The 12,440-nt window shown below is 71.1% G+C and carries 11 protein-coding genes; 8 read left to right on the top strand and 3 right to left on the bottom strand.

The genetic code is table 11. The annotated features are described in order from the left end of the window. The first annotated feature begins 12 nt into the window (after positions 1–12). The 3 genes from tatC to G4X40_RS13430 all read left to right on the top strand — a co-directional run bounded on the left by tatC (position 13) and on the right by G4X40_RS13430 (position 4,945). Complete coding sequence (gene tatC, locus G4X40_RS13440; RefSeq protein ID WP_277833180.1) at positions 13–981, top strand: twin-arginine translocase subunit TatC; 969 nt, start codon at positions 13–15, stop codon at positions 979–981. Positions 982–1,129: 148 nt separating this feature from the next. After that, on the top strand, positions 1,130–3,808 hold the full coding sequence (locus G4X40_RS13435; RefSeq protein ID WP_277833595.1) for a DEAD/DEAH box helicase: 2,679 nt from the start codon (positions 1,130–1,132) through the stop codon (positions 3,806–3,808). A gap of 231 nt (positions 3,809–4,039) precedes the next feature. After that, positions 4,040–4,945, top strand: coding sequence for a DUF4333 domain-containing protein (locus G4X40_RS13430; RefSeq protein WP_277833178.1), 906 nt, complete (start codon positions 4,040–4,042; stop codon positions 4,943–4,945). Here the strand turns inward: G4X40_RS13430 and G4X40_RS13425 are convergent. Further along, the gene (locus tag G4X40_RS13425) at positions 4,942–5,628 is read right to left on the bottom strand and encodes an MFS transporter (RefSeq protein ID WP_277833177.1); all 687 of its coding nucleotides are present in this window, start codon (positions 5,626–5,628) and stop codon (positions 4,942–4,944) included. The two genes, G4X40_RS13430 and G4X40_RS13425, sit on opposite strands and share 4 nt — an antisense overlap. Between G4X40_RS13425 and G4X40_RS13420 the strand changes: the two genes are divergently transcribed. Next, on the top strand, positions 5,623–6,243 hold the full coding sequence (locus tag G4X40_RS13420; protein ID WP_277833175.1) for a LysR family transcriptional regulator: 621 nt from the start codon (positions 5,623–5,625) through the stop codon (positions 6,241–6,243). The genes G4X40_RS13425 and G4X40_RS13420 overlap by 6 nt on opposite strands. Here the strand turns inward: G4X40_RS13420 and G4X40_RS13415 are convergent. Continuing rightward, positions 6,240–7,196: a 5'-3' exonuclease gene (locus tag G4X40_RS13415; RefSeq protein ID WP_277833172.1), complete on the bottom strand. Its 957-nt coding sequence runs from the start codon at positions 7,194–7,196 to the stop codon at positions 6,240–6,242. The genes G4X40_RS13420 and G4X40_RS13415 overlap by 4 nt on opposite strands. 103 nt (positions 7,197–7,299) lie before the next feature. On the opposite strand from G4X40_RS13415, the gene G4X40_RS13410 reads away from it, so the two are divergent. From G4X40_RS13410 to G4X40_RS13400, 3 genes are all read left to right on the top strand, one after another. Next, positions 7,300–8,436 carry a M24 family metallopeptidase gene (locus tag G4X40_RS13410; protein WP_277833170.1) on the top strand — a complete coding sequence of 379 codons (1,137 nt, stop codon included), beginning with the start codon at positions 7,300–7,302 and terminating at the stop codon, positions 8,434–8,436. 102 nt (positions 8,437–8,538) lie between these two features. After that, entirely contained in the window at positions 8,539–9,513 is a 975-nt protein-coding gene (locus G4X40_RS13405) for a R2-like ligand-binding oxidase (protein ID WP_277833169.1), read from the top strand. A gap of 268 nt (positions 9,514–9,781) precedes the next feature. Continuing rightward, positions 9,782–11,197, top strand: a complete 1,416-nt coding sequence (locus tag G4X40_RS13400) for a WS/DGAT/MGAT family O-acyltransferase (protein ID WP_277833166.1) — start codon at positions 9,782–9,784, stop codon at positions 11,195–11,197. A gap of 21 nt (positions 11,198–11,218) precedes the next feature. Here G4X40_RS13400 and G4X40_RS13395 read toward each other — a convergent pair whose 3' ends face one another. Further along, on the bottom strand, positions 11,219–11,638 hold the full coding sequence (locus G4X40_RS13395; protein ID WP_277833164.1) for a PPOX class F420-dependent oxidoreductase: 420 nt from the start codon (positions 11,636–11,638) through the stop codon (positions 11,219–11,221). 30 nt (positions 11,639–11,668) lie between these two features. On the opposite strand from G4X40_RS13395, the gene G4X40_RS13390 reads away from it, so the two are divergent. Then, complete coding sequence (locus G4X40_RS13390) at positions 11,669–12,430, top strand: SDR family NAD(P)-dependent oxidoreductase (protein WP_277833162.1); 762 nt, start codon at positions 11,669–11,671, stop codon at positions 12,428–12,430. The last annotated feature ends 10 nt before the right edge of the window (positions 12,431–12,440 follow it).

Raw genomic sequence — 12,440 nt, 5'->3', positions numbered from 1 at the left:
TAGAGTCTGACCGTGCGAATCACCCTGGACCCGCGCAAGCGTAAGCGGCGCGTCAACCCGGACGGCACGATGCCGCTCGTCGAGCATCTCTACGAGTTGCGCACGCGGCTGCTCATCTCTGCAGTCGCGATCGTCGTCACCACCGCGATCGGCTTCTTTTGGTATTCGCACCAGATCTTCGGTCTCGAGAGCCTCGGCGAGCTGCTGCGTCACCCGTACTGTGAGATCCCGCAGTCCGCGCGGGCGAACCTCGGACAGGACGGGCAGTGCCGGCTGCTCGCGACCGGACCGTTCGAGCAGTTCATGCTCCGGTTCAAGGTCGCGCTGACCGCCGGTGTCGTGCTCGCGTGCCCGGTGTGGCTGTACCAGCTGTGGGCATTCATCACCCCGGGCCTTTACAAGAAGGAACGCAAGTTCGCGGTCACCTTCGTGGTGTCGGCGGCGACGTTGTTCTTCGCGGGTGCCGTGCTCGCCTACATCGTCGTCGCCAAGGCGCTGCACTTCCTGCTCACGATCGGCGACAACGTCCAGATCACCGCGCTGGCCGGCGATCAGTACTTCACCTTCCTCATCCACCTGCTGTTGATCTTCGGCGTGAGCTTCGAGCTGCCGCTGCTGGTGGTCATGCTCAACATGGCCGGCGTGGTGAGCTATCAGAAGCTCAAGAAGTGGCGCCGCGGCCTCGTCTTCACGATGTTCCTGTTCGCCGCGATCGCCACCCCCGGCCAGGATCCGTTCTCGATGTTGGCGTTGGCGTTGGCGTTGACGGTGCTGCTCGAGACCGCCATCCAGATCGCCCGCGTCCACGACAAGCGGAAGGCCCGCGCGCAGGCGCAGCAGTGGGGCGACCTGTCAGACGACGAGGCGTCGCCACTCGGGCCGACGGCGCCGGTCGAGCGCTCCGAGTCGGTGCCGACCGCGGCGGGCACGGCCGAAGGGTCCGGTTCCGGACAGCCGGCCGACTACTCCGACACGATCTGATCATCCGCTCACCCCGACACGAGGCGGGCGGGCGGCAGTGCGGCGCGACGCGGCCCGGGTGTGAAAGCCTGGGTCCGTGGTTCCACCCGCGCCGGAAGGCGAATTCGACGGCCCTGACTTCGCTGCGTCCGACAGCGGTGGCTCCGAACTGTCGGCGTTCGCCGCGCAGCTGAGCTTCGCGCTCGACCCGTTCCAGGTGCGCGCCTGCGAGACGCTCGAGGACGGCAACGGTGTGCTGGTGTGCGCGCCGACGGGCGCCGGCAAGACTGTGGTCGGCGAGTTCGCCGTGCACTTGGCGCTGCGCGGCGGCGGCAAGTGCTTCTACACCACACCGATCAAGGCGCTCAGCAACCAGAAGTACGCGGAGCTCGCCGAGCGGTACGGCGCCGAGTCCGTCGGCCTGCTCACCGGCGACCAGAACATCCGCTCGGAGGCGCCGGTCGTGGTGATGACCACGGAGGTGCTGCGCAACATGCTCTACGCGTCGTCGCCCACGCTGAGCGGACTGACCCACGTCGTGATGGACGAGGTGCACTACCTGGCGGACCGGTTCCGCGGCGCGGTGTGGGAAGAGGTGATACTGCACCTGCCCGAGGAGGTCCGGCTGGTCAGCCTGTCCGCGACGGTCAGCAACGCCGAGGAGTTCGGTGCGTGGATGGAGGAGGTGCGCGGCGACACCACCGTGGTCGTCGACGATCACCGGCCCATTCCGCTGTTCCAGCACGTGATGGTCGGGCGGCGCCTGTTCGACCTGTTCGAGGCCGATGCGTGCGAGACCGGCCGCGCCGTCGTCGTGGACCGGGAACTGGTGCGGTACGTCAAGCAGCGCGAGTCCGCCGACCGGTGGGAGCAGCCGCGGGGGCGCCGGGGCAGCCGTCCGGGTGGCGGCTTCCGTCCGCTGCCGCGGCCGCAGGTGCTCGCCCGCCTCGACGAGGAGGGGCTGCTGCCGGCCATCACGTTCATCTTCAGTCGCGCGGGCTGCGACGGCGCGCTCGCCCAGTGCCTGCGGTCGGGTCTGCGGCTGACGACCGACGATCAGGTGGCCCGGATCCGCGAGATCGTCCACAAGCACACCGCGGACCTGCCGCGCGCAGATCTCGACGTGCTCGGCTTCGCAGATTGGAGCGCCGCGCTGGAGCGGGGTCTGGCAGCCCACCACGCGGGCATGCTTCCGGTGTTCCGGCACACCGTCGAGGAGTTGTTCGTCAAGGGACTGGTGCGCGCGGTGTTCGCGACCGAGACGCTGGCGCTGGGCATCAACATGCCGGCCCGCACGGTCGTGCTCGAGCGGCTGGTCAAATTCAACGGCGAGACCCATGCCGACCTCACCCCGGGGGAGTACACGCAGCTGACCGGGCGGGCCGGGCGTCGTGGCATCGACGTCGAGGGTCATGCGGTGGTGTTGTGGCAGCCGGGTCTGGCACCCACTGCGGTCGCCGGGCTGGCCTCCACGCGCACCTATCCGCTGCGCAGCTCGTTCCGGCCCGCCTACAACATGTCGATCAATCTGGTCGATCAGCTGGGGCAGGAGGCGTCGCGGGCGTTGCTCGAGCGTTCGTTCGCACAGTTCCAGGCCGACCGGTCAGTGGTGGGGTTGGCCCGGACGATCGAGCGGAACACCGAGGGGCTCGAGGCGTACCGGGAACGGATGGACTGCCACCTCGGCGACTTCCAGGAGTATGCGGGCCTACGTGAGCAGATCCGCGAGCGCGAACGCACGCTGGAGCGGCAGACCCGGACGGCGCGTCGGCAGGACGCGGCCGACTCGTTGGTCGGGCTGCGGCGCGGCGACGTCATTGCGGTGCCGACGGGTCGCAGGTCCGGGCTGGCGGTGGTACTCGAGGTCGACACCGATCCGGCGGATCCGCGTCCGCTGGTGCTGACCGAGGACCGCTGGGCCGGGCGGCTGTCCGCCGCGGACTTCCCGTCGCCCGCGGTGTCCCTGGGTCGGATGCGGCTGCCCCGGCATGTGGACCACCGGGTCGCGCGGGTCCGCCGGGATCTGGCTTCGGCGTTGCGCGAGACCGGGATCCGGGCTCCGGGAAAGGCGGCGGCCAGTCGCAAGTCGAAGGCGGGCTCCGATCGGGAACTCGCCGAACTGCGCCGCACCCTCAAACATCACCCGTGCCAAGACTGCCCGGAGCGCGAGCAGCACGCCCGCTGGGCGGAGCGCTACTTCCGGCTGCGGCGCGAGACCGAGGCGATGCGCCAGCGCAGCGCGGCGACCACGAACTCGCTGGCGCGCACCTTCGACAGGATCCTCGCGTTGCTCGCCGAACGCGGCTATGTGGCCGCGGGCAGGACCGACGGGGTGACCGAGGAGGGCCGTCGGCTCGGACGGATCTACTGCGAGGCCGACCTGCTGGTGGCCGAGTGCCTGCGGCGCGGCGCGTGGACGGGTCTGGATCCGGCGGAACTGGCCGCGGCCGTGTCGTGCGTGGTATACGAGTCGCGCCGCGAAGGCGGTCTGAGTCCACGCGGCGCGACCGGTCCGCTCCGCGGCGCGATGGCGGAGACGATGCGGCTGTGGGCGGACCTGCGCGACGACGAGCAGCGCCACAAGCTGCCGGTCTCCCGGGAGCCGGACGCGGGCTTCGTCGGTTCGGTGTATCGATGGGCGCAGCAGGAATCGCTCGCCGACGCCCTGTTCGAGGGCGGCGATGCGGCGCACCCGTTGTCGGCCGGTGACTTCGTGCGCTGGTGCCGGCAGGTGATCGATCTGCTCGATCAGGTGCACGTGGCGGCGCCGGAACGTGAGTTGCGCTCGACCGCCAGCCGCGCGATCGTCGCGATCCGGCGCGGGGTGGTCGCGATCGACCCGGTGTGACCCGTTCGCGCGGCCGGAATCGCAACACGCACCCGGGCGCCACGATAAGCCTGGCCTCAGGTGGGTGTGGTTTGATGCCTACGGTCACCGGCCCGATGAATCCGCGCCACACGGAGCGGACAGGTCTCGTCCTGCGCAGGAGACGGCGGGGCTCGGTGACGACGGCACGAGGTGGGGGATGGCGCCGGACATCGACGCGGTTCCCCCACGGTTGACGAAGCGGAGGCGAACATGAGCGGTCCGAACGGTCCCCAGCAGTCGAACGATCCCGGCACCCCGGTCGGTGGCGTCCCGCAGGGTCCGGTGGGCGGTCCCGAGCAGGACGCCGCGACGCAGCAGTTCACCAACCCCGCACAGCAGTTCACCGAGCCCGCACCGCAGGTCACGGACCCCACACAGGCGTTCGGCAGTCCGGCACAGCAGAACGGCCCGGTGCCGGCCGGAGAGCAGCCGACGCAGGTGTGGACCGCGCCCCCGCAGGCGGAGGCGCCGCAGGCCTACAGTCAGACCGGTTACCCGCCGCCGCAGGCGTGGGGACAGCAGCAGACCTACGCGGGGCAGGGCTACCAGTCCCAGGATCATCAAGCGCAGCAGGGCTATTCCGAGCAGGGGTACCAGCAACCGGTCTACGGTCAGCAGCAGTATCCGGCCTACGGGGCCGTGCCCGACTACGGGCAGGCGCAACCCGACTACGCCCAGCCGCAGGGATATCCGCAGCCGCAGGGGTACCCGCAGCAGTACGGGCAGCAGGCCTATCCGGCTCCGGAGCAGGCTGGCGCCCCCGCGTCGGCGCCGCTCGCGGCGCCGGAGAAGCCGAAGGGCAAGCGGTTCGCGATCCTGGGCGGCGCCGCGGCGCTCGTCGTGATCGTCGTCGTGGTGGTGCTCGGATTCGTCTGGCCCGGGTTCTTCCAGAGCAAGACGCTCGACCGCGCCGCCGCCGAGAACGGGGTCAAGCAGGTGCTGACCGACTCCTACGGCGCCACCGTCTCCGCGGTCAGCTGCCCCTCGGGGGTGAAGGTCGAGCAGGGTGCCACGTTCACCTGCGACGTGACGATCGACGGCAGCACGCAGAAGGTCACCTCGACATTCACCGACAACAGCGGCACCTACGAGGTCGCCCGCCCCTCGGGCAGCTAGGCCGCGGCGCGCCCGCTGCGCGAGCCGGCGAACACCGACCGGGCCGCGAGACCGAGCGCTGCGGAGGCGGCACCGAGCCCGCAGACAAGGGGCCAACCGCCCGCCTGGTAGGCGACGCCGGCGACGAGTGAACCGACGATTCCGCCCGCGAAGTAGGCCACCATGTACGCGGTAGTGATCCGTGAGCGTGCCTCTGCGTCGAGGGCGTAGATCGCGACCTGGTTGCACAGTTGCAGCCCCTGGACCCCGAGGTCGAACACGAGCAGCGCCGCGATCAGCACGGGTAGCGAGGCGCCGTCGGCGAGCAGCAGCGCCCACCCGGCGAGCTGTATCACCCACATGAGGTAGGTCGGGCGACGCACGTGGCCGCGGTCGGCGAAGCGCCCGACCACCGGTGCGCCCATCGCCCCGGCGATGCCGGCGAGCCCGAACAGCCCGATCACGGCGTCGGAGAAGTGGTACGGCGAGCCGTGTGCGCCGGCGAGCAGGAAGGCGATGGACGTCCACAGCAGGCTGAATCCCGCCATGTTGACGACACCGAGGAACATCCGGTGCCGCAGGACGTCGCGCGTGCGGATCAGCGTGAGCACCGAGCGCAGCGACGCCGGGTAGGAGTGGGTGGGCGCGGGCCGCGGATCGGCCGGCGAGGCGAACCAGACCACGACCGCCATGACGAGTTGCACGGCGGCGGCGACAAGGACGGTGCGGCGGCCCGCTCGCTGAACCTGGTGCAGTCGGCGGTGTCGACGTCCGTCGCCAAGCTCGGCACGAGACTGTTCGACCGCACGCCGACCGCGCTGCGGCTCACGCCGGCCGGTTCCGCGGACAACGTCGCGGGCGTCCTCGACGGGTCCCTCGACCTCGCGCTCGGCGGGTTCGATTCCGTCCCCGCGGGTGTCGTCGTCGAGCGGCTCGTCGAGGAGCCCCTCGTACTCGTCACGGCGCCCGGGCACCCGCTCGCGGGCGGCACCTTCACCGCCGACGACCTCGCGCACGAGCGCATCATCGATTTCCCTCCGGGCTGGGGGACCCGTGCCGTCGTCGACCGGGTGATCCCGGTACGCCAGAGCGCGATCGAGGTCGCGGACCAGGAGTTCACGGTCCAGCTGGCCGCGAGCGGATTCGGGGTGACGCTGGTCCCCCGGTCGCTGGCGGCCTCCGACCGACGCCCCATCGCGACCGCAGCGTGCGCGGACCGCGGGCTGCACCGGTACATGGGCGTCGCCCACGGCGCGACGATCACCCCGACCGATGCGGCGCGGGCGGTGCTGGACGCGCTGCTCGAGAGCCGGCGCTAGCGGGAGGCGAGTGCGGCGGCCAGGCGGTCGACCGCACTGCGCACCCCGAGTGCCTCGGCGAGGGCGTCGAGGCGGTCCGGGTGGGTGGGCGAGGTCGGGAGCGCGTCCGGCAGCGAGTGCGTGACGGGCGCGTCGGTCGCGACCCGGACGACCGGGAGCGCGGCATCGAGATAGTCGGCGGCGGCGAGCATCTTGGCGCGGGGTCCCTTGGCGAGCGCCGAAGCCGGGTCCTGCGCGGCCGCGCGCAGCGCGGTGAGCGAGCCGAACTCGAGCAGCAGCTTCGAGGCGGTCTTCTCGCCGACCCCGGCGACACCGGGCAACCCGTCCGACGGATCACCGCGCAGCAGTGCGAGTTCCGCGTAGGCGGCGCCGGCGCGGTCGGCGGGGACCCCGTACCGCTCGGCGACCTCGGCCGGACCGAACAGCTCCGCCTTGGCCAGCCCGCGGCCGACATAGAGCACGCGCACCGGGACCGGATCGTCCGAGACCACCTGCAGCAGATCACGATCCCCGCTGACCACGACCACCGGATCGGTGTGCTCGCGGTGCGCGAGCGTGCCGAGGACGTCGTCGGCCTCGAACCCGACCGCCCCCGCCGTCGCAATGCCCGCCGCGGCGAGCACGCCGTCGATCATCTGCACCTGCGGGGTGAGGCTGTCCGGCACCTCCTCTGCCGAACCCTCCGTGCCGCCGTCCGCGACGCGGTGGGCCTTGTACGAGGGGACGGCGTCGACGCGGAAGGCGGGACGCCAGTCCAGGTCCAGGCACACCGCGAGCCGAGCCGGACGCTGCTGGGTGATCAGCGCCGCGACCATGTCGACGAACCCGCGCACAGCGTTGACCGGCCGGCCGTCCGGCGCGGTGATCTTCTCGGGCAGTGCGTAGAAGGCGCGAAACCACAGGCTCGCGCCGTCGAGCAGCAGCAGGGGATTCGCGACGGTCGTTTCCGGCATGGCCCGATCCTGCCAAACGATGCCGACAAAGGGGTGGCGCCGAACCGAGCCCGACCGACCGATCACGACGGTCCGGACCGGAACCAGCGATAGCCTGGAACCCATGAACGATCTTGCTGCTCCCGGCCGGTTCGGCGTCGAGGTCTACCGGGCCCGCCTCGAGCGGGCGGCCGCGCTCGCCCGCGAGGCCGGCCTCGACGGGCTGGTCGTCGGCACCGGCCCGGACCTGCGTTACCTGACCGGGTCGCGCGCGCATTCCTTCGAGCGGTTGACCGCGCTCGTCGTCCCGGCGGACGGCGGCACCCCGACGGTCGTGGTGCCGCGGCTCGAACTCGCGTCGCTGACGGATTCGGCGGTCGCGGAGCTCGGCCTGCCGCTCAATGATTGGGTCGACGGCGTGGATCCGTACGCGCTGGTGACCCGCGCGCTGCCGGTCGGCGCCCGGATCGCTGTCGACGAGGCGTTGCCGGCCCTGCACCTGATCCCGCTCGCCGACCGGTTCGGGACCACGCCGATCCTGGCGACCGGTGTGCTGCGACGGTTGCGGATGATCAAGGACGACGCCGAGGTCGAGGCGCTGCGCCGGGCCGGGGCGGCGATCGACCGGGTGCATGCGCGGATGGGCGAGTGGCTGCGTCCGGGCCGGACCGAGGCGGAGGCGGCCGCCGACATCAGCGCGGCGATCGTGGCCGAGGGACACACCGGCGCTGAGTTCGTCATCGTCGGCTCGGGCCCGCACGGCGCCGACCCGCACCACGAGGTCTCCGAGCGGGTGATCGAGTCCGGCGACGTGGTGGTCGTCGACATCGGCGGGCCGGTCGAGCCGGGCTACAACTCCGACTCCACCCGCACCTATGTCCTCGGCGAGCCGGATCCCGTCGTCGCGCAGCGGTGCGCACTGCTCGAGGCGGCGCAGCAGGCGGCGGTCGACGTGGTGCGGCCCGGGGTGACCGCCGAGTCCGTCGACGCCGCCGCCCGGATGCTGCTCGCCGAACACGGACTCGGCGAGGTGTTCGTGCACCGCACCGGGCACGGCATCGGACTGTCCGTGCACGAGGAGCCGTACATCGTGTCCGGCAACGACATCCCGCTCGAGGAAGGCATGGCGTTCAGCATCGAGCCGGGCATCTACTTCCGTGGCGAGTGGGGCGCGCGGATCGAGGACATCGTCGTCGTCACCGCCGACGGGTGCGAATCGCTCAACCGGCGGCCACATGGACTGACGGTGCTGCCGGGATGAGCGTTGGTGCTTGACACCCGTCCAGGGTGTGTGAAACTCAGGGTGACAAAGAGGCTGTGACGCTCGGCACACCTCGTCCGTCTCGTCCCCGGGAGGCCCGCCATGACCCTGTCGCCGTCGCTCAACCGGGAAGGCTTCGCCTCGCTGCGGGCGGGCGGACTGAACTGGGAGTCGTTCCCGCTGCGGCTGTTCACCAAGGGCAACGCGCACTTCTGGAATCCGGCCGCGCTGGACTTCACCCAGGACGCGCGCGACTGGCAGGAGCTGACCGGCGAGCAGCAGCGCAGCGCCACCTATCTGTGCACCCAGTTCATCGCCGGCGAGGAGGCGGTCACCCAGGACATCCAGCCGTTCATGAAGGCGATGGCGGCCGAGGGTCGGCTCGGCGACGAGATGTACCTGAGCCAGTTCTGCTTCGAGGAGGCCAAGCACACGCAGGTCTTCCGGCTCTGGATGGATGCGGTCGGGTTGACCGGCGACCTGCACCCGTTCGTGGCCGACAACCCGTACTACCGGCAGCTGTTCTACGAGGAGTTGCCCGGATCGCTGCGGATCCTCGAATCGGATCCGAGCCCGCGAAACCAGGTTCGCGCGTCGGTGACCTACAACCACGTGATCGAGGGCAGTCTCGCGCTCACCGGCTACTACGCCTGGCAGAAGGTCTGCACCTCGCGGGGCATCCTGCCGGGCATGCAGGAACTGGTCCAGAAGATCAGCGTCGACGAGCGCCGGCACATGGCATGGGGGACGTTCACCTGCCGACGGCATGTCGCTGCGGACGACAGCCTGTGGGGCGCCGTCGAGGAGCGGATGGGCGAGTTGATGCCGCTCGCGCTGGGGATGATCAACTGGGTCAACGAGCAGTTCGAGGTCCAGCCGTTCGGGCTGGATCAGCAGGAGTTCCTGGCCTACGCGGCGGATCGTGCGCAGCGGCGGCTGGGAGCCATCGAGTCCGCCCGAGGGCGTTCGGTGGCGGAGATCGACGTCGACTACTCGCCCGAGACCCTCGAGGACCGCTTCGGCGCCGAGGACGCGAAGGACTTCGCCGAAGCGGCGGCCACCGAGTCGATGAATTGAGCGGTCGATGAGCTGAGTGCTGCCCGTGATGCGGCTGTCCTCTGTTCGGATGACACCGCATCTTCGTCGACCGGCGACGCTCACCCGTCCCACCTGCGCTGGACGATCGACCAGTGGCAACCGTCACTCGATCGTGATAAACATGGCGCTCGTCACTGATTTGTGACGTGTCACAGAAGGACCGATCTCGTTCCCGAGGGGGCGCCTGTTACGGCGCAGCGGGGACGTGTGTCGGTTCGGCTGAATCGGGGATCGGAGAAAAACGGCTGTGCTGTTGCCCATGTCGCCACGCGACTCGATGTTTTTGCTCGCCGAGTCGGCCAACCGTCCGATGCATGTCGGCGGGTTGGCCGTGTTCGATCCGCCGGACGGGGGTGATCCCGACGAGCTGCCGCGCCTGTTCGCGGCGGCGGTCGAGCGGGGCGCGGCGGCGCCGTTGTTCCGCAAGCGGGCTCGACGGTCGCTGACCTCGCTGGGGCAGTGGGGCTGGGAGCAGGCCACCGAGGTGGACCTCGACTACCACGTGCGGCGCACGGCGGTGCCCGCCCCCGGCGGCATGGACGAGCTGATGGTGCAGGTGTCGTGGCTGCACGCCACCCCACTTGATCGGTCCCGCCCGCTGTGGGAACTGCACCTCATCGAGGGGCTTGCGGACGGGCGCCACGCCGTCTACGTGAAGATGCACCACGCGCTGGCGGACGGCGTCAGCGCGATGCGCCTGCTGCACCGGGCGCTGACGACCGACCCGTCCCGCCGGGACATGCCGACGCCGTGGGAGCCGGCGCAGGCTCACGCGCCCGCCGGCGACGCCGGCACTGGGTCGGGCGACGCCACGTCCTGGCAGGCGCCGGACCTGCTGGTGCTGTCCGGTGCTGCGGTCCGCATGGCCCGAGACGTCGCCGGCGAGGTCGCGGGGCTGGTGCCGGCGCTGGCCGAGACCGTCGACCGCGCGGTGAACCATCGCGGCGGCGCGCTGACGCTGGCCGCGCCGGAGTCGGTGTTCAACGTCCCGGTCGGCAGCGCCCGGCGGTTCGCGGCCGGATCCTGGCCGCTCGAGCGGTTGCGCCTGGTCGCCAAGCATGCCGACGCCACCATCAACGACGTCGTGATGGCGATGTGCGCGGGTGCGCTGCGCCGCTACCTCGACGAGCACGACGCGCTCCCGGAGCAGTCGCTGGTCGCGATGGTTCCGGTCAGCATGCGCGCCGACCCGGCCGGCGGCGACACCGGCAACAAGATCGGGTCACTTTCCTGCGATCTGGCCACCGATCTCGCCGACCCAGCCGAGCGGCTGGCCGGTGTGCGGGACCAGATGCGCGAGGGCAAGGCCGCGATGGCGGGCCGCAGCGGGGTGCAGGTGCTCGCGATGAGCGCGCTCGGTGCCGCACCACTCGCGCTGGGCATGCTCGTCGGCACGCGCGGTCCGGTGCGCGCCCCGAATGTGATGATCTCCAATGTGCCCGGCCCGCGCGACGAGTTGTACTGGAATGGTCACCGGCTCGACGCGCTGTATCCGCTGTCGATCCCGGTGGACGGGCAGGCGCTGAACATCACCTGCACCAGCAACGGCGACCAGATCTCCTTCGGGCTGACGGCCTGCCGCGACGCGGTACCGCACATCCACACATTGCCCGCGCATCTCGACGACGAACTCGGGGATCTCGAGCGGGCGGTCGGCCTCTGACCGGCGGGAGAACTCGAGCGGTCAGTGCGCGGCCGGCGCCCCGATGCCCATCGTCTGCAGGCCGAGGACCCGCTGCACGGCGATCTCGATGACCACACGGGTCGGGTTCTCACGCGGCTGCCGGTAACGGGCGGCGTAGCGATCGACCGCGTCGGCAACGGACTGAACGTCGGTGCGCACCCGCGCCGGGCCCTCGAGCGTCAGCCAGCGGGGGCCGTCGATCTGGTTGACCGCCGCATACCCGCGGCGCTCGGCGTTGACCGCCTTCTGCGAACCGCCGTTGGTGATGACACGGACCGTCGAGGTGTCGGCGTCCCAGGTGAACCCGACGGCGACCACGTGCGGGGTCCCGTCGGCGCGCAGCGTCGCGAGGGTCGCGAGATGGCGCTGCGCGAGGAACTCCAGGGCGGCGGCGGTCAGGTCGGCAGGGGTCGATGGCATGGTCCGACGGTAGTCCAGCAGACTGGGCGGGTGAGCATCGACAGCGGAGCGATCCTGATCCTGGGCGGACGCAGCGAGATCGGCATGGCGGTCGCCGAGCGGCTCGCGCGGCAGACCGCCGGCGATCCGCGGACCTTCGTGCTCGCGGCGCGGCGCAGCGACGACCTGGAGGCCGAGCGCGCGCGCCTGCTGTCCGCCGGTGCGGACGCGGTCGAGACCGTCGAGTTCGACGCGGGCAGCCTCGAATCGCAGTCCCGGGTGGTCGCCGACGTGCTCGAGCGGCACGGCGCGATCGGTGTGGCGGTGCCCGCGTTCGGGCTCCTCGGCGACCAGTCGCGGGCCGAGGAGGATCCCGTGTACGCGGCGCAGATCGTGCACGTCGACTACGTCGCCCAGGTCACGGTGCTGACCGACCTGGCACGGGAGATGCGCGCGCAGGGCCGCGGACAACTGGTGGTTTTCTCGTCGGTCGCCGGGATACGGGTGCGCCGGGCGAACTACGTGTACGGCTCGGCGAAGGCGGGCCTGGACGGCTTCGCCTCGGGGCTCGCCGATGCCCTCGCCGGGACCGGTGTGCAGCTGCTGCTGGTGCGGCCGGGGTTCGTGATCGGGAAGATGACCGAGGGCATGGACCCGGCGCCGCTGTCGAGCACGCCGGACCAGGTGGCGGACGCGGTGCTGCGGGGGCTGACCCGCCGCAAGCGACTGATCTGGGTGCCGGGCGCCCTGCGGTGGATGTATGTCGTCGCGCGCCTGGTGCCGCAGCCGATCTGGCGCAGGCTGCCCCGGTGACCGCCGGTGA

Origin of the sequence: Speluncibacter jeojiensis, from assembly GCF_029589495.1 — a bacterium.
Taxonomy (GTDB): domain Bacteria; phylum Actinomycetota; class Actinomycetes; order Mycobacteriales; family Mycobacteriaceae; genus Speluncibacter; species Speluncibacter jeojiensis.
Note: the sequence above shows the minus strand (reverse complement) of the source record. Positions and strands in the feature narration are given on the sequence as shown.